This window comes from Winogradskyella forsetii, assembly GCF_013394595.1.
Taxonomy (GTDB): Bacteria; Bacteroidota; Bacteroidia; order Flavobacteriales; family Flavobacteriaceae; genus Winogradskyella; species Winogradskyella forsetii.
The window spans coordinates 3944586-3961812 of the sequence record NZ_CP053348.1 but is presented as its reverse complement, the minus strand read 5'-3'; the positions used below and the strand labels follow the sequence as shown (position 1 = coordinate 3961812).

16 protein-coding genes and 1 tRNA gene are annotated in these 17227 nt (G+C 34.9%); 12 read left to right on the top strand and 5 right to left on the bottom strand.

All coding sequences use genetic code 11. The features are described 5' to 3' along the window. Positions 1 to 222 precede the first annotated feature (222 nt). Positions 223 to 1536, bottom strand: a complete 1314-nt coding sequence (locus tag HM987_RS16990; protein WP_179009213.1) for an HTTM domain-containing protein — start codon at positions 1534 to 1536, stop codon at positions 223 to 225. Next, a complete protein-coding gene (locus HM987_RS16985; protein WP_179009212.1) occupies positions 1529 to 2437 on the bottom strand; it encodes a bifunctional riboflavin kinase/FAD synthetase in 909 nt (302 codons plus the stop codon). Before HM987_RS16985 ends, HM987_RS16990 begins: the two co-directional genes overlap by 8 nt. 92 nt (positions 2438 to 2529) lie before the next feature. On the opposite strand from HM987_RS16985, the gene HM987_RS16980 reads away from it, so the two are divergent. Next, positions 2530 to 6495 (top strand): reprolysin-like metallopeptidase, encoded by a 3966-nt coding sequence (locus HM987_RS16980; protein ID WP_179009211.1) that lies wholly within the window; start codon positions 2530 to 2532, stop codon positions 6493 to 6495. A gap of 65 nt (positions 6496 to 6560) precedes the next feature. Here the strand turns inward: HM987_RS16980 and pth are convergent, their stop codons facing one another. The 3 genes from pth to HM987_RS16965 all read right to left on the bottom strand — a co-directional run bounded on the left by pth (position 6561) and on the right by HM987_RS16965 (position 9098). Further along, positions 6561 to 7193, bottom strand: a complete 633-nt coding sequence (pth, locus tag HM987_RS16975; RefSeq protein WP_179009210.1) for an aminoacyl-tRNA hydrolase — start codon at positions 7191 to 7193, stop codon at positions 6561 to 6563. An 81-nt stretch (positions 7194 to 7274) separates the two neighbouring features. Continuing rightward, positions 7275 to 7940: a 50S ribosomal protein L25/general stress protein Ctc gene (locus HM987_RS16970; protein WP_179009209.1), complete on the bottom strand. Its 666-nt coding sequence runs from the start codon at positions 7938 to 7940 to the stop codon at positions 7275 to 7277. 216 nt (positions 7941 to 8156) lie between these two features. After that, positions 8157 to 9098 carry a ribose-phosphate pyrophosphokinase gene (locus HM987_RS16965; protein ID WP_179009208.1) on the bottom strand — a complete coding sequence of 314 codons (942 nt, stop codon included), beginning with the start codon at positions 9096 to 9098 and terminating at the stop codon, positions 8157 to 8159. 208 nt (positions 9099 to 9306) lie between these two features. On the opposite strand from HM987_RS16965, the gene HM987_RS16960 reads away from it, so the two are divergent. The 11 genes from HM987_RS16960 (at position 9307) to moaCB (ending at position 17227) form a co-directional block, all read left to right on the top strand. Next, positions 9307 to 9388: transfer RNA gene (locus HM987_RS16960), tRNA-Leu, on the top strand. 188 nt (positions 9389 to 9576) lie between these two features. Further along, positions 9577 to 10959, top strand: a complete 1383-nt coding sequence (locus HM987_RS16955; protein WP_179009207.1) for a tetratricopeptide repeat protein — start codon at positions 9577 to 9579, stop codon at positions 10957 to 10959. Between the two features lie 224 nt (positions 10960 to 11183). Beyond that, positions 11184 to 12359 (top strand): molybdopterin molybdotransferase MoeA, encoded by a 1176-nt coding sequence (locus HM987_RS16950; protein WP_179009206.1) that lies wholly within the window; start codon positions 11184 to 11186, stop codon positions 12357 to 12359. Further along, a complete protein-coding gene (locus HM987_RS16945; RefSeq protein WP_229724490.1) occupies positions 12359 to 12688 on the top strand; it encodes a winged helix-turn-helix domain-containing protein in 330 nt (109 codons plus the stop codon). Before HM987_RS16950 ends, HM987_RS16945 begins: the two co-directional genes overlap by 1 nt. After that, the gene (locus tag HM987_RS16940; protein WP_179009204.1) at positions 12685 to 13428 is read left to right on the top strand and encodes a sulfite exporter TauE/SafE family protein; all 744 of its coding nucleotides are present in this window, start codon (positions 12685 to 12687) and stop codon (positions 13426 to 13428) included. Before HM987_RS16945 ends, HM987_RS16940 begins: the two co-directional genes overlap by 4 nt. Beyond that, on the top strand, positions 13429 to 14007 hold the full coding sequence (locus HM987_RS16935; RefSeq protein ID WP_179009203.1) for a molybdenum cofactor guanylyltransferase: 579 nt from the start codon (positions 13429 to 13431) through the stop codon (positions 14005 to 14007). 14 nt (positions 14008 to 14021) lie between these two features. Beyond that, a complete protein-coding gene (locus HM987_RS16930; RefSeq protein ID WP_179009202.1) occupies positions 14022 to 14606 on the top strand; it encodes a precorrin-2 dehydrogenase/sirohydrochlorin ferrochelatase family protein in 585 nt (194 codons plus the stop codon). A gap of 1 nt (position 14607) precedes the next feature. Continuing rightward, positions 14608 to 14844 (top strand): MoaD/ThiS family protein, encoded by a 237-nt coding sequence (locus tag HM987_RS16925; protein ID WP_179009201.1) that lies wholly within the window; start codon positions 14608 to 14610, stop codon positions 14842 to 14844. Next, positions 14841 to 15899 (top strand): HesA/MoeB/ThiF family protein, encoded by a 1059-nt coding sequence (locus HM987_RS16920; protein WP_179009200.1) that lies wholly within the window; start codon positions 14841 to 14843, stop codon positions 15897 to 15899. The genes HM987_RS16925 and HM987_RS16920 overlap by 4 nt, the downstream gene beginning before the upstream one ends. Next, positions 15880 to 16308 carry a molybdenum cofactor biosynthesis protein MoaE gene (locus HM987_RS16915; RefSeq protein ID WP_179009199.1) on the top strand — a complete coding sequence of 143 codons (429 nt, stop codon included), beginning with the start codon at positions 15880 to 15882 and terminating at the stop codon, positions 16306 to 16308. The genes HM987_RS16920 and HM987_RS16915 overlap by 20 nt, the downstream gene beginning before the upstream one ends. 13 nt (positions 16309 to 16321) lie before the next feature. Then, complete coding sequence (gene moaCB / locus HM987_RS16910; protein WP_179009198.1) at positions 16322 to 17227, top strand: bifunctional molybdenum cofactor biosynthesis protein MoaC/MoaB; 906 nt, start codon at positions 16322 to 16324, stop codon at positions 17225 to 17227.

Here is a 17227-nt window from a genome sequence, read left to right as displayed (position 1 = left end):
TAACGCCAACTAGCGTAGGAATTAGGAGGCACAAAAGTAAAAAGAAATTGAGCAGGAAAAAATATAAAATGTTCTATTTTGAAGTGTGAATTTGAATTAGTCCGAAGCGTATAATTTTTTAGACACGAATTTCACGAATTGGCACTAATAAAAATCTAAATTTCAAAAAATCGAATTTAAGCGTGTCGATTTGTAAAAATTATTATCAACCTTTTTTTCAATCTAATCATTTTTCGATGACAAAATCCAATCATGATGCTCAAAATGGTGCCATTCCTCATTGGCAAGATCCACTTTTGGGTCAATAAGCTGCTTTGAAGGTTTTCCGTTGACACTCACATAAGATTTTACAAACACTTTAACAAGGATTCCTTTTTTGGCAAAATCTTGTTTGAGGTGTTGTGAAAACTGCCAGATCACATCGGGTTTTGTACTGGCGCTACGTTGTTGTTTTTTAGTCAGGTAATCACTTAGTTTTATTGGAATCGCTTCGTTGGTTTCGGCATTAACAACGTTGTAGGTTGTCCTACCGCCTTTAGAACGTAGCATCATGCGCCATGAGAGGCGATGACCTTCTTCGGTCCACAACACATCATCCTTAAAAAAGTGATGTCTTAACGGTAACCCAATTTGAATGATAAAATAAATAGAGAAAAAAGTAATTAAAGCCGTCTTGTATTTTGGAACAATAATCTCGTTACCTTCATATAAAGTTTTCTTTCTAAGGAAAATATCCCGTATCGTTTTAGGTTCAAAAAAGAATAGGCTAAAGGCTAAGGACATATAGGGGAAAATTCCAATTTGAAATACAATGGAGTTAAACAAATGAAAGAAAATTGAAACAAAAAAGGCATATTTCCGAGTGGGCTTAAAAAGCAATAAAGGAATAATTAAGCCATCAAAAACAATACCTCCATAAGACAAAATATAATGCACTATTTTGTTTTGCAGTAGGTCTCCAATTAAGAGATAATTGGATTTGCTTCTCATTAGTATTTCCATTACAGAAGCATCTAACCAATCTGGATAGAATTTAGCTGCCGAAGCATAGGTATAAAGAATAAACAACTGAAATATAAAAACCCATTTGCACCAACTAGGCATTGATATACTTTTGAGTGATGGGTTTAATTTTGCATCTAAAGAGGCATAGCGATTGGCAGGTAGCAAGAGCATTAAAAAACTCAATAAAACCAATAAGTAATAGTGATTGTTGTAAGATGATTTTTGCATGAGGTAAGTCGCTGTCCACATTAGGGCAAACACGAGCATGCTGAAGCGGTATTTATAACCTAACATGATGAAGAGCCCAAAGATTCCCATCACAAAATAATAAACATACATCCATTCGCCAGGTAAGGGTTGTAGCCACTCGAAGCCAATAAAAGAAAATGTAAAATCAGGTTCTATTAAGGTTCGTCTTATCCAGCCAGTGGCAATGGCGCCAAAGGCCTCTAAGGCGCATAACAATCCAAATATGATTCTAAAAACAATGAGTCCAGAATTGTCTATATGTTTAAATAGGAATTTAGTCATTTGAAGCGTTTATAAAAACCTTAGCGTTTTCCATATCCTTTTTAAGCTGCATTTTTAAAGCATCAATATTTTCGAACTTTTCTTCGCTTCTTAAGCGTTTAAGGAATTCGATTTTTAATTCTGAATTATAAATGTCTTTATGAAAGTTGAAAAAATGAACTTCAATAGAGCGTGATTTTCCATTAACCGTAGGGTTGGTACCAATATTCATCATTCCGTAAACTGTGTTGTCTTCAATTTCACATTTTACAACATAAACACCATCACTTGGAATAAGTTTATAGGTTGCTGTGATATTTATATTGGCCGTTGGAAAATCGATAGTTCTTCCCAAACCTTTACCTTTAATTACTGTACCGGTTATGAAAAAATTATAACCTAAGAATGAATTTGCCTTATCCACTTCGCCTTGGTCTAAAGCAGTTCTGATTTTAGTAGAACTTACAGTAACGTCCGCTATGTCTTGTGCCGAGATTTCTTCGACTTTAAAATCATAAAGCTTGGCAAAAGCTTTAAGGTCTGTAATGTTGGCGCTTCGATTTTTTCCAAAATGATGGTCGTAACCAATGACAATCTGTTTGGTGTTTAATTCATCTACCAAAATCTGTTTTACGTAATCTTTTGCTGAAAGATTGGCGAATTCCTTGGTAAATGTTTTGACTATAACTTCTCTAATTCCAAGATTTTTTAGCAATTCTACACGTTCTTCAATTGTATTTAACAACTTTATGGAGTCATCTTTTTGAAGCACCATCCTTGGATGTGGAAACAGTGTTAACACCGCGGGAACATAACCTTTGGCTTCTGCAAGTTGCACCACTTGTCTCAAAATTTTTTGATGTCCGATATGAACGCCATCAAAGGTGCCTATCGTTGTTACTTTTGCTGAATTTGAAGTCAAGCGTTATGTCTTTTTGGTTGTTGATATTCCAGCCAAATATTTGAAAAAAAAACCATAAATTCGAAGAATCTTAAATTTTAACCCAAATATTCATGAAAACAAAGCTACATTTTGTTTTGGCATTATCCATATTTTTATCTGTATTTTCGGTAACGGCTCAACAGAGTTACTGGCAGAAAACTGATAAAAATGATTTGAATGGTAATGGAAACAAAACCACTCTTAATCAAAAATTCTATCAAACTTATCATTTAGATATTAATGCTTTTAGAGCCCAGCTTGCTAATGCCCCTTTACGTTCTGCGTCAGTTTTATCTTCTGATTCTAAAATTTCGCTTCCAAATATCGATGGAAAATTAGAACAATTTATGGTGGTTGAAACCTCGGTTTTATCTCAAGAATTGGCGCAAGCGCATCCCAATATAAAAACGTATTTAGGCTTTAGTACCGAAAATCCTGGTACAAGAGCACGCTTTAGTGTTACATCTCAAGGCTTACAGGGTATGGTTACTAATCCAGATAGACAAGTGAACTTTTTAGTGCCATTGAGTAAATCAGATTCATCAACCTATATAGTTTATAGTAGAGCGGCACGAACCGAAAAATTGAAAGATTTTGAATGTTTAACGGAAGATATGGTTTTTGAAAACGATGGTGTTGAATATGCACAAAGAGATGCCAATGACCAAGTATTGAGAACGTTTAGAATAGCGATTTCTACCACAGCGGAATACACCAATTTTTGGGATGATGGCAATGCAGTAAACGGGAATGCTCAAGCAGATGCCTTAGCTCAGGTGGTTTCCACTTTAAACCGGGTTAATGAAGTATTTGAGGTAGATATGGCCGTAACTTTTAGTTTGGTAACAGGTACAGAAATTATATATACAGATGCCAGTTCAGATCCTTATACAGGGAACTTTAATTCTCAATTGCAATCAACACTAACAAGCACTATTGGAGAGGCCAATTACGATATAGGCCATTTATTTCATTTTGATAATAACAATGGGAATGCTGGTTGTATTGGCTGTGTTTGTGAAGATGGATCAAAGGGAAGCGGATTTTCCGCACATGAATTTACAGATAATAATGGTGGACCTTATATGACCGATTTCTTCGATATTGATTATGTACCACATGAAATAGGCCATCAAATGGGAGCCAACCATACTTATTCTCATTTTTCTGAAGGTACTGGAGTAAATATGGAACCAGGAAGTGGCACAACTATAATGGGATATGCAGGCATAACCAATAGTAATGTACAAAATTATTCTGATCCTTATTTTCATTATGCGAGTATTACTCAAATTTTAAATAATTTAGAAAGTAATACCTGTTGGGTGGGTTCTACCATAACAAATAATCCTCCTGTTGCAGATGCCGGTTTAGACTATACAATTCCTTTAGGGACGGCTTTTGTGTTAAAAGGAAATGCTACGGATACGGATGGAGGTGACCTACTAACTTATACTTGGGAGCAAATAGATGATGGCACGACTAATACTGGAAATTTTGGGCCCGATAAAACTACTGGAGCTGTTTGGAGATCCAGACCGCCAAGTACGACTCCAGATCGATATATGCCCATTATTGAACGGGTTATATCTGGTCAATTAACAGAAACCAATCCTGTTGTAACGGTAGATAATTCATCTTGGGAAACGGTTTCAAATGTTGGGAGACCTTTAAATTTTGCGTTGACTGTTAGAGACAGAAGTGAAGCAAACGGCGTAGGGCAAACACCGCAAAGTGATTTTGATTTTATGACGGTCTTGGTTGAAGATGCCGCTGGCCCTTTTATGGTAACCTCTCAGACGACAAACGAAATTTGGGATGCTGGCTCTAACCAAACCATAACTTGGGATGTGGCCAATACAGATGGAGGTGCTGTTAATACACCAACCGTTAACATTATGCTTTCTACAGATGGTGGCTATACTTATCCTTTTGTTGTTGCAACTGAAGTACCTAATGATGGATCTCATAATATCACCGTCCCAATTATAGGAGGTGATTCTGCTACGGTTAGAGTTAAGGTAGAAGGCCATAACAATATTTTTTATGCTATAAATCCTATAAACTTTAGTATACAGGAATCAGAATTTGTACTCAATGTTGCCGATAGTGATTTAAATGTTTGTGCTCCAGATGATGCGGTATTTTCTTTTACGTACAATACCTTTTTAGGGTTCAGTGATGAAACTACTTTTAGTGCCTTAGGTTTGCCAGCCGGTGCAACGGCAACATTCTCACCTTCTACAGCGACTACAGATGATACTTCGGTAACGGTTACTGTTGATGGTATAGGAAGCTTAACTAATGGAAACTATCCATTTACTTTGGTTGGTACTTCTGGTGCTTTAGCTAAAACAGCTGATGTAGAATTTACTGTATATGATACTAGTTTTTCAACATTAAATTTATTAACACCTACAGATGGATCTGACGATACGCCTGCAGATGCCGCTGTTTTTACTTGGGAAGCTGATCCTAATGCAACGTCTTATGAAATTGATATTGCGACTAATGCAGCTTTCACTGATATTGTTGCAGGATCCGTGGTTGATAGTCCTACATTTACAGTTACCACTTTAGATGTTACCACATTGTATTTTTGGAGAGTGAGAAGCAATAATGATTGTGGTTCTGGTATTTATTATCAATCGAGCTTTACAACGGCAAATATTTCTTGTGCGTCTTATGATTCTTCAGATACACCACTTAATATTCCAGATAATAATAGTATTGGCGTAAATTCAATTATAAATGTGTCAACAGCAGCAATAATAACCGACATTAACGTTACTGTAAATGTTTCCCACAATTGGATAGCGGATGTCGCTTTAAAATTAATTGCACCAAACGGCACTGAAATTTTACTATCTGCCGAAAATGGCGGAAATGGAGATGATTTTATTAACACAGTATTTGATGACGCTGCGACTACATCAATAACTGCAGGTACAGCACCTTTTACAGGTACTTTTCAACCCGAAGGAGATTTGTCAGTTTTAAATAATGGCATCTTATCCAGTGGCGATTGGACGTTAAATGCATCTGACGACTTTCGGTTTGTTACAGGCACTTTAGACAGCTGGTCCATTGAAATATGCGGTGTTCAGCAACCTGATGACGATAATGATGGCATTCCCAATGATTCAGATAATTGTCCGATGACAGCAAATTTTGATCAGGCAGATTTAGATGGAGACGGTATTGGTGATGTCTGTGACGATGATATTGATGGTGATACTATTTTAAACGATAGCGATAATTGTCCTTTAAATGCGAATACAGATCAAGCTGATGCCAATGGAAATGGGATAGGAGATGTTTGTGATTTTGAATGTAGCATGACTTCAGCAACAGATACACCCATTACTATAACTAATGTTGGAAACATTACATACACCTCGACACTAACAATTAAGGATGATGGTGAGGTTTCTGATGTAAACGTCTTAATAAATATTCCTCATAGTTATACAGACGATTTGGTTATGTCATTAACTAGTCCGAGTGGAACGGTTGTAGAATTATCAAATAATAATGGAGGTAGTGGAAATAACTATACAAATACTATATTTGATGGCGAAGCTGCTACATCAATTACTTTTGGTTCCGCCCCATTTACTGGTAGTTTTTTGCCAGAAGATGATATTTCAGTTTTGTATGGAGAAGTTGCCACAGGAGATTGGATTTTAACAGTAGTCGATGTTGCAAACAATGACGGTGGCTCAATTGATGAGTTCACTTTAGAATTATGTGTATTACCTACATTATCTGTGAATGAGGTTGATAATACTACGGATTTCAATGTTTATCCGAATCCAAATAATGGAACCTTTAATATCTCAATGCGTCATCCGCAATCAAATAAAATTGATATTACGGTTTATGATATCAATGGAAGACGAATTTTTGAAGAACAGTATGATTCTGCGCAAATATTAGAACAACAAATAAATCTGAACCAGGTTCAATCTGGTATGTATTTAGTAGAAGTCGAAGATGGACTTCATACTGTAATTAAAAAAATTGTTGTGAACTAATTACGATTTGAAATTTAAATAAGCCGTCTGAAAACTAATGATTTCAGACGGCTTTTTTGTTGAATTCATTTGCCGTTAAATTGATTCATGGTTGTATTTACGCCAGCTAATGCGAATGATTTTATAAGTTCTGCTGAAATTTTTAGGCGTTCCTTGAGTTTAGCGTTTTCTTCTTCATTCCATTCACCCAAAACATAATCCACCTGTCTTCCTTTACTGAATTCATCGCTAATACCAAATCTGAAACGGTTGTATTTTACGGTTTGTAATTTATCTTGTGCATCTTTTAAGCCGTTATGGCCTCCATCGCTTCCTTTAGTTTTAAGCCGAAGTGATCCGAATGGAAGATTTAAGTCATCGGTCACCACTAATAGGTTTTCTAAAGATATTTTTTCTTTTTCCAACCAATATTTTATGGCTTTTCCGCTGAGGTTCATGTAGGTACTTGGCTTTAAGAGTATAAGTGTTCTCCCTTTTATTTTCAATGTAGTAACATCCCCAAGTTTTACGGTTTCAAAGGTTAGGTCATTAGATTCGGCTAAATAATCGAGAATTTTAAAACCGATATTATGTCTGGTATTGGCATATTTCTCGCCTATGTTTCCTAAGCCAACGATTAAGAATTTTTTCATTTTGTCTTCTTCTGTGAGTTCTGCCTTATCATTAAAACCGAACCATTTTTTTAAAAAATTACACATGGTGCATTTTCAATTTTCGTAAAAATAAAAAAAGCATCCTATAAATAGAATGCTTTTGAAATATTTGAAATAGGGTTTTATCTATTCTTTTACTGCTGCAACATCATCAGTTTCAGTTGCTGGCACATCTCCTGCTTCAGTTCCTTCTTCTCCTTCAACTCCTTCTTCTTCATCTTCGTCGTCTGTATCAACAATAGCTAATCTACTACGTCTTACTTGACAAACAACCGTATTATCAGGGTGGATTAAGCTATAATCTTCATTTTTCAATTCAGAAATATAGACTTTATCTCCAATTTTCAACGGCGTAATATCGATTTCTATAAAATCCGGTAATTTAGAAGGGATAGCTTTTACTCTAAGTTTACGGTAAGGCATTCTTAGGTTACCACCATTCATTACACCTTTGGAAGATCCTATGGTTTTTACAGGAATTTCCATGGTAATAGTTTTGTTCTCATAGATTTCATAAAAATCTACGTGCATAATTCTGTCTGTTACAGGATGAAACTGAATGTCCTGCATTACTGCATTAAAACTGTCACCATTATCTAGGTTAATCACAACTGTATGCGCATTTGGTGTGTACACGAGTTTTGAAAACGCTAGCTCTGGCGAAGTAAAATGTACTGGCTTAGCCTCTCCTCCGTATAATACGCAAGGAACCTGACCAGCATTACGTAAGGCTTTAGTTGACTTTTTGCCCACGCTTTCTCTTTGAGATCCGTCGATTGTAATTGATTTCATTTTTTGAAATGTTTGTTTATTAAAAAAATTAATTCCCTCATTATAAGGGTTTGTCCTCATTTAGCAGATTCTGCTTTAGAGGGCTGCAAATTTAGTCATATTATATGAAATTACTAGTGTAATGCGACTATTTTTTATCTAGCCCCAATTATGTGAGGTTAAACCAACATTTTTGAACAGGAAGTCTTTTGATAAATAGAGGTTTAACGGCTGAAGTTACATTATAAATTTGTTGCTAATAGACTCGTTATGGTGTACATGATGCATGACTTCGGCGAATAAATTTGCACAACTTAAAACTTTTAATTTTTTGCTTTCTTGCTTTAACGGAATAGAATTGGTTACAATTAATTCTTCAAGTTTAGAATTTTCTAATTTTTCATAGGCAGAACCAGATAAAATGGGGTGGGTACAAATAGCTCTAACACTCAGTGCGCCACGTTCCATCATTAAATCTGCGGCTTTTGTTAATGTACCCGCCGTATCAACCATATCATCAACCAAAACTACGTTTTTACCAGTAACGTCTCCAATCAATTCCATGTGGGAAATGACATTAGCTTTTGCACGTTGTTTATAACAAATAACGACGTCACTTTGTAAGGCTTTTGAGTAGGCATAGGCGCGTTTAGAACCTCCCATATCTGGAGATGCTATAGTGAGGTTATCTAAGTTTAAACTTTTTAAATATGGTAAAAATATGGTTGAAGCGAACAAATGATCTACAGGTCTTTCAAAGAAGCCTTGAATTTGATCAGCATGTAAATCCATAGTTATAATACGTGTTGCACCAGCAGCTTCTAACATTTTGGCCACTAATTTTGCAGCAATTGGTACTCTAGGTTTATCCTTTCTATCTTGTCTTGCCCAACCAAAATAAGGCATAACCGCTGTGATGTGCCTTGCAGAAGCACGTTTGGCTGCATCTATCATTAAAAGCATTTCCATCAAATTTTTAGGACCTGGATGTGTAGATCCTATGATAAAAACCCGAGTGCCTCTTATCGATTCTTCGTAAGATGGCTGAAATTCACCATCACTATAAGTTGATGTAATAACATTTCCGAGTTTAACGCCATAGGCTTCAGTTATTTGTTCGGCAAGGTCTGTGCTTTGTGTACATGCAAAAAATTTGGCTTCTTTGGTTTCGTATGGCATTTGATATCAGTTATTTAGTTGGTATAGTGTTGGGATTATGAGTGTTGTCAAATTTAGAAAATTATTTTGCTACAAAAAGCATAAAACGTGGTAATTTTGATTGTTTGACAGAAATAATTTTCTATTTTTGCATCCCGATAATTATTGGGGCTAAATTGCAGTTATCAATCGAAGATAGGGTTGGGAATGCTAATTTCCAATTTTAATCGCTCAAGTGGCGGAATTGGTAGACGCGCTGGATTCAAAATCCAGTGACTTCGGTCGTGTGGGTTCGATTCCCACCTTGAGTACAGTGAAACCTTCAACCTTTATTGGTTGGAGGTTTATTTATTTTCAAAACTTATATACCTAAATTTTAAGTATACTTCGGCTTTACTTTAGAAAAAGACAGTTCTTTATTTGGCACATCTTTTGTGGCTTTTTAATGTGCAATTCATTATTTTTTAGTGTGTTGCGCTAACTTAAAATCAACCTTATTATGACAAGTAAATCAACCCTCTTTTTTATCTTTTTGGTATTCTGTATTGGAGTCATGAATGCTCAAAAAGAAGTCGAATGCAATACGAAGCTATCATTTTTTCATGAAGATGTAAAAGCAAAAAAATATAATGAGGCTTATGAACCGTGGTTATATGTGAAAAACAATTGTCCGGACTTGAATATAGCCATTTATATAGATGGTGAAAAAATACTCAATCATAAAATTGATACTTCTGAAGGAAAAGAAAAGCAACGGTTTATTGAAGATTTGATTGTTTTGTGGCAAGAGCGACAACATTATTTTACGAGCAGAACACCAAAGGGAGAGTATGAGGCTAAGGCTTGTCAGTTAAAATACGACTATAAAGATGAACTCGGAAAAACCCAGGATGACTTATATAATTGTTTTAATGCTGCTTTTAAAACGGATTCGAAAACCTTCACGCATCCAAAAAGTCTTTATTCTTATTTTTCAGTAATGGTAAACCTTTTTGATGAAGGAAAAAAAACGGATGCAGAATTATTTAACACGTATGACAATATTAATGAGAAAATTGAAAGTGAAATCCAAAACTACTCAGAAAAACTTAATGGTTTAATTGAAAAACTGGAAAGTGGCCAATCACTTACTAATAAAGAGGACAACCTAAAAACAGTCTGTGAAAGTTATCTTGAAAACTACGCGCTCATTCAACAGAATATCAATGCTAAGCTAGATATTAGAGCGGTCTGCGAAAACTTAATCCCACTTTATACGAAGGACTTCGAGACCTATAAAAACGATGCGGTTTGGTTGAAACGAAGTGTTAGCAGAATGTACCATAAGGAATGTACTGAGGATCCACTTTATGAAAAGCTTGTAAAACAATATGATGAAATTTCACCTTCTGCAGATACAAAAATTTTTGTTGCCACACTCTTAATAAAAAATGGTAAAACTGCTGAAGCTAATCAATATCTGGAAGAAGCTTATCAACTAGAAACGGATGCCTTTAAAAAATCAAATTTGGCAATTAGAATAGGTGTTATTCTTAAAAACCAAAAACAATATAGTAAGGCCAGAAATTACTTCAATAAGGCTTTAAATTTAAATCCATCTAATGGAAAACCACATTTATCGATTGGCGAAATGTATAATGATAGTGCCAAAGATTGTGGTAATGATAATTTTTATAAAAGAGCCGTTTATTGGTTGGCAGCAAAAGAAGTAAAAAAGGCGTCTAGGTTAGACCCTACATTACAAAAGAAGGTCAATGAATACGTGGCCAATTACGAAGCTAAGGCTCCCACAAAGCAAGAAGTGTTTCTTCGCGATATGGCTGGGAAGACGATTGAGATTGGTTGCTGGATTAATTCGTCAATTGTAGTTCCTAAGTTTTAATTTCTTAAACCTTATACAATTTGAATTCTAGATTTTTCATGTAAAATTCTGATGTCCCTTTCTCACAAACTTTAAAATCCGCACCAAGTTTATGTCCAAAGCAATAAATAAACGCTATCCTCAAAAAAGCACATATCAATTAGTGATTACATAAAAATCATTTTTCTAAGTTTTAAACTGCAAAATCTTCGTTATATTTGGTTGGATATAACGCTTCAAGTAGCATGATTTCAGTCAAAACAGCATTAGCTATAATTTCGGAATTTCCAGATACATACCTTTTCGAAGAGGTAAGTCTTAACGAGGCGCTTAATTTGGTGTTGTCTGAAGATGTGTTTTCGCCTATAAACATGCCGCCATTTAGGCAATCTGCAATGGATGGTTATGCGTTTAAATATTCAGACAAAGACAAGTATTCCATTGTTGGAGAATCTAAAGCTGGAGACTCAAATAATTATGTCTTAAAAGAAGGCGAAGCCGTCAGGATTTTTACTGGAGCTTTAGTGCCAGACAACGCGGACACCGTCATTATGCAAGAGCACGTTGAGCGGGTAGGCGACAAGATTCATATTCAAAAAATGCCATCACAATGTGCTAACATCCGTAAAACGGGCGAGCAGATAAAAACAATGGACATCGCATTAAAAAGGGACACCAAACTAAACGAAGCAGCAATTGGTTTTTTGGCGTGCTTAGGCATTACAACAGTTACAGTTTATAAAATACCAAAAGTGGGCATATTGGTTACAGGTAGTGAATTACAAAAACCGGGATCTGAGTTAGAACAAGGAAAAATATACGAAAGCAATTCCATAATGCTTGAAGCGGCATTACAAAAAATAGGTATAAAAGACATTGAAATCATTCGTGTAAAAGATGATTATGATGCAACGAAAACGAGTATAGAAAAAGTGTTGAATACAAAAGATTTATTATTGGTTTCTGGCGGAATTTCTGTCGGAGATTACGATTTTGTAAAAGAAGCCTTATTGGAAAATGAAGTCGAAGAATTGTTCTACAAAATCAATCAAAAACCTGGTAAACCCTTGTGGTTTGGAAGAAAGAAAAACACTTATGTGTTTGCATTACCTGGAAATCCAGCCTCTGCTTTGACATGCTTTTATATTTATGCACTTCCACTATTGAGAAAAATGTCAGGTTATAAAAACAATCAATTAAAAAGGGTAATAGCGAATAGTAAAACGACTATAAAAAATCCATCGGGAAAAACACTTTTTTTAAAAGCTAAATTAGAAGGAGATTCTGTTGAAGTTCTTCAGGGACAAAGTTCAGCAATGTTATACACCTATGCGTTGAGCAATGCCTTAATATGTGTGGATTCTGAAACAGCTGAAGTTAAAATAAACGATGAAGTTGAATGTATAAAACTAGAGCTGTAATGGAAATAAAATCTAGGCTTTGGATAGAAAAAGAAGGCAAACCATTTATAGGTTATGGACGGATTAAATTATTGAAAGCTGTCGATGAAACAGCATCTATAAGTGCTGCAGCAAAAACATTACAAATGTCTTATAAAAAAGCATGGAACTTACTCAATGAGATAGAAACCTTGGCGGAACAACCGGTTTTGGTAACGAACATAGGCGGCAAAAATGGAGGAGGAACTGAAGTTACGGCGTATGGGAAATCCTTAATTCGTCAATTTGAAACGCTAAATGAAAACTGCATCACTTTTTTAGATGAAGAATATAAAAAGTTAACGCTATGAATGCGATGGAAACAGAAATATGGATCTTTTTCTCGATCGCATTAATGGGCATTGCGTTTTTATACGCTAGTGTTGGTCATGGAGGCGCAAGCGGTTACATTGCACTTATGGCCGCATTTTCATTTCCTGTGGACTATATAAAACCAACCGCTTTAATCTTAAATATTTTCATTTCTGGGATTTCATTTTGGTATTTTAAGAAGAATAGCCATTTTAAGTGGAAACTGTTTTATCCATTTGCCATTACTTCGATTCCAGCTGCTTTTTTAGGCGGTTATATGACGATTGATGCTCAAGTATATAAAATAATATTAGCTATCTTTTTAGTTATTGCCATTTTTAGAATCCTGTTTTTCTCAAAAGAAAATAGGAAAAACAAAACGCCTTTTAAAATGCAGCTCGCTTTAATAATAGGCTTTTTAATTGGTCTATTTTCAGGAATGATTGGTATTGGTGGCGGCATCATTTTAAGTCCGATCGTTATCCTTTTAGGTTGGGGAAAGATGAAAGAGGCAGCAGCAGTTTCTGCACTTTTTATATTTGTAAACTCTATTGCCGGAATTTCAGGTTATGCCTTTAGTCACCCGATTCAATTTGATTCTTTTAAATTAATTCCAATAGCATTAATAGGTGGTTTTTTTGGCGCTGTTTATGGAAGTCATAAAATTTCGAATACGGCTTTAAAATACATTCTAGCCGTCGTTTTATTAATAGCCTGTTGTAAACTAACTTTTGTATAAATGCGTGTTCAAAATAATATATCAGTATATATTTTGTGCGGAGGTTTAAGTACACGTATGCAAGAGGAAAAAGGTCTCGTTGTGTTTAAAGGAAAAACGTTTGTGGATCATATTATTGAAGCCGTAAAACCCATAACCCAAAACATAGTTTTAGTAACTAATAACGAAAAGTATAAAGAATTTGGTTATCCGTTAGTTGCTGATATTTATGAAAATAAAGGTCCTGTTGGCGGGATTTATTCGGCTTTAAATCATTCAAGAAATGACCATAGTTTAATTCTAAGTTGTGATATTCCAAATATAAATACGGCTGTTTTAAATAACTATTTATTAAACACTATTAGCGAAAATCAAATCACGTATTTAGTGGATAATCAAGGCGAATATCCTTTAATTGGTTTGTATTCTAAAAAGGTAACTTCAATATTTAAAGAGGCAATTTTAAAAAATGAATTAAAACTTTTAGACTTAATAAAATCTTTAGATTATAAAACCATTTCAATAAAAAGAAAGGATAGAAATGCAGTAAAAAATGTAAATTCAAAAGAAGATTTACAACTTTTATTACTGAAAAATTAACATCAACCAATACTATGGAAAGAAACGAGTTATACCCAATATTTGTAAAAGTACATCAATTAAATGTTCTCATTGTTGGTGGTGGAAACGTTGGTTTGGAAAAACTATCCTTTCTTTTAAAATCGAGTCCGAATGCCAATGTGGAAGTGGTTTCCATTGCGTTTATACAAGAGCTAAAAGACTTAGCCAGCAAGCATCCTACGGTAAAATTAACAGAGAAAGCATATGATATTTCAGACTTAGAAAAAAGACATTTGGTTATTGGATGTACTGATAATCTGGATGTGAATTTACAGATAAACAAAGAAGCGAAAGCAAAATATTTATTGGTAAATATAGCTGATACACCAGACCAATGCGATTATTATTTAGGTGGTATTGTTACCAAAGGTCATGTGAAAATCGCCATTTCTACCAATGGAAAATCGCCAACAACAGCAAAACGCATCCGACAGTTTTTAGAAGATGTTATACCAGAAGATGTCAATGAAATGGTGCTTAATCTCAACGAATTTAGAAAATCAATTAAAGGGAATTTTGAAGAAAAAGTCGAAAAAATGAATCAGGTGACGAGAGACTTGGTCAATAAAAAAAAGTAAAATGGCAGTTATAAAGTATTATGGCGCAATTGCAGAAGCAGCACAATGTAACGAAGAACAAATGGCTGTGGCAGATTTGAATATTTCAGATTGTGTGGCGCTTCTAAAAGAAAAATACAATCTACAGGCACTGGAAGTTTCAATAGCATTAAATAAAAACTTGGTAGAAATAGACAGTACAATTAAATTAACGGATAGTGACGAAATCGCGTTGCTACCACCATTTGCAGGAGGATGATTACGGAACGCTATAAAAGACAAATACAATTACCGCAAGTAGGAACAATGGGTCAACAAAAACTAAAAGACGCAAAAATTTTAGTTGTTGGCGCTGGAGGTTTGGGATGCGCAATTTTGCCGTATTTAATCGCTTCGGGAATTGAAACCATTGGAATAATAGATGGTGACATTATTGAAGAAAGCAACTTGCAACGCCAAATTTTATATCCTGAAAAAACGGTAAACCAAAAAAAAGTGACAGTTGCTAAAACACAGTTGGAAGCTTTAAATTCCAATGTAAAAATTGAAACTTATACTAACTATTTATCAGACGAAAACGCTATTGGAATTTTTAAAAACTATGATATCATTGTTGATGCAACAGATAGTATCAAAACCAGATATCTCATAAATGATGCATGTGTCATTACCCAAAAGCCTTTTGTCTACGGTTCTGTGTATCGATTTGAAGGCCAAGTTTCGGTTTTCAACTATAAAAACGGACCAACCTATCGCTGTGTATTTAAAAATAATAGTTCCAAAATAACCAACTGTGAAGACGCTGGTGTTTTAGGAACAACGGTTGGTTTTATCGGAATGCTTCAAGCGAATGAAGTCCTAAAAATGGTATTGGAAACAGGCGATATCTTATCTGGAAAGTTGCTTATTTATAACATTTTAAATAACACGCAGAATTGTATCAACTTTCAAAAAACCGAAACCAGAACTATTGACGAAGCATTTTTTAATTCAGAATATAATTCAGATAAAATCGAAGCAACTTGTTTTAAGGAAGCCGTTTTAAATAAGTCCAATTTTATAGATGTAAGAGAACTGCATGAAACACCTAAAATAGAATTGCCAGACGTCATCCAAATGCCATTATCGGTTTTAGAAACGGAATTAAAAAAAATAGATAAAAACAAAAGTTATGTCGTATTCTGCCAAACTGGAAAACGAAGTTTAGAAGCTATCAGAATTTTAAAAAAGCACCAGTTTAGCAATGTAAAGCATATTTCAGGAGGTGCAATTGCAATTCAAAATAATATAGAAAATGAAAAAAGTATTTATTAAGGGCCCAATAACAACAGAATTTATAGCAGACTCAATCGCTAAACACCAAACCAAACACAACATTGGTGCACACAATATTTTCTTGGGTCAAGTTAGAGCAGATAAGATAAAAGATAAAACCGTAGCCGCAATAGATTTTACCTGTTATGAAGACATGGCAAATCCAATTTTGGAAGCGATTCGCGAGAAAGCATTTAAAACCTTTAATTTAACCTGTATGCATATTTATCATAGTTTGGGTGAAATAAAGGCTGGTGAGATTTGCTTTTTCGTATTTGTTTCTGCAAAACACAGTAAAGAGGTTTATGATGCCACGGAATACCTTGTGAACATTGTAAAAAAGAAAGTACCCTTATTTGGAAAGGAGATTTTTGAAGACGATTCGCACCAATGGAAAGTGAATCAATAAAAACGTATGAGTTATGGTAGATATCACACATAAAATTAAAACATTACGGGTTGCTACGGCTGAAGCTACTGTGAAAGTGAGTAAACAGGAAACCATTGATGCACTCAACAACAATACTGTGCCTAAAGGCAATGTGTTCGAAATGGCAAAAACCGCTGGATTATTTGCCGTAAAAACCACACATAATGTGATTCCAGATTGCCATCCGTTACCGATCGAATTTACCGCTATTTCATATAAGATTGAAGGTTTAACTGTGAAAATCAGCTTGACCATAAAAACCATTTATAAAACAGGCGTTGAGGTGGAGGCCATGCATGGTGCTTCAGTGGTGGCATTGACCATGTACGATATGTTAAAGCCTATTGACAAACAAATTGAAATCGGAAACATAAGATTGGTAGAAAAAAGTGGAGGCAAAAGCAGTTTTAAAACGAAGCATCGTTCGCAATTAAAAGCGAGTGTTATTGTGTGCTCCGATTCTATTTCCGAAGGTAAAAAGGAAGATAAAGCAGGAAAAGCAATTATTGAAAAATTAAAGCAAAGCCATATAGAGATTAGTAATTATGATATTATTCCTGATGAAATAGAAGACATACGTAATAAAGCCATTTCTTATTCAGAAACGTCTAATCTGGTCATATTTACAGGAGGAACCGGTTTGTCATTTAGAGACGTTACACCTGAAGCTTTAGAACCCATTTTAGAACGAAGAATTCCTGGTGTGGAAGAAGCCATTAGAACTTACGGACAAGAGCGAATGCCTTATGCCATGTTATCTAGAAGTGTTGCTGGTACGATTGGAGATTGCCTCATATTGGCATTACCAGGTTCCACTAATGGTGCAAAAGAATCCATGGACGCTGTTTTTCCGCACTTAACACATGTGTTCAAGATATTAAAAGGGCAACAACATTAA

Excerpts from the sequence above, each read along its gene's own strand:
- HM987_RS16965 (WP_179009208.1), bottom strand. The coding sequence starts at position 9,098 with ATGCCATACGAAACCAAAGAAGCCAAATTTTTTGCATGTACACAAAGC.
- moaCB (WP_179009198.1), top strand. The coding sequence starts at position 16,322 with ATGGTAGATATCACACATAAAATTAAAACATTACGGGTTGCTACGGCT.
- HM987_RS16955 (WP_179009207.1), top strand. The coding sequence starts at position 9,577 with ATGACAAGTAAATCAACCCTCTTTTTTATCTTTTTGGTATTCTGTATT.
- HM987_RS16925 (WP_179009201.1), top strand. The coding sequence starts at position 14,608 with ATGGCAGTTATAAAGTATTATGGCGCAATTGCAGAAGCAGCACAATGT.
- HM987_RS16920 (WP_179009200.1), top strand. The coding sequence starts at position 14,841 with ATGATTACGGAACGCTATAAAAGACAAATACAATTACCGCAAGTAGGA.
- HM987_RS16940 (WP_179009204.1), top strand. The coding sequence starts at position 12,685 with ATGAATGCGATGGAAACAGAAATATGGATCTTTTTCTCGATCGCATTA.
- pth (WP_179009210.1), bottom strand. The coding sequence starts at position 7,193 with ATGTGTAATTTTTTAAAAAAATGGTTCGGTTTTAATGATAAGGCAGAA.
- HM987_RS16935 (WP_179009203.1), top strand. The coding sequence starts at position 13,429 with ATGCGTGTTCAAAATAATATATCAGTATATATTTTGTGCGGAGGTTTA.
- HM987_RS16945 (WP_229724490.1), top strand. The coding sequence starts at position 12,359 with ATGGAAATAAAATCTAGGCTTTGGATAGAAAAAGAAGGCAAACCATTT.
- HM987_RS16980 (WP_179009211.1), top strand. The coding sequence starts at position 2,530 with ATGAAAACAAAGCTACATTTTGTTTTGGCATTATCCATATTTTTATCT.
- HM987_RS16970 (WP_179009209.1), bottom strand. The coding sequence starts at position 7,940 with ATGAAATCAATTACAATCGACGGATCTCAAAGAGAAAGCGTGGGCAAA.
- HM987_RS16950 (WP_179009206.1), top strand. The coding sequence starts at position 11,184 with ATGATTTCAGTCAAAACAGCATTAGCTATAATTTCGGAATTTCCAGAT.
- HM987_RS16915 (WP_179009199.1), top strand. The coding sequence starts at position 15,880 with ATGAAAAAAGTATTTATTAAGGGCCCAATAACAACAGAATTTATAGCA.
- HM987_RS16990 (WP_179009213.1), bottom strand. The coding sequence starts at position 1,536 with ATGACTAAATTCCTATTTAAACATATAGACAATTCTGGACTCATTGTT.
- HM987_RS16930 (WP_179009202.1), top strand. The coding sequence starts at position 14,022 with ATGGAAAGAAACGAGTTATACCCAATATTTGTAAAAGTACATCAATTA.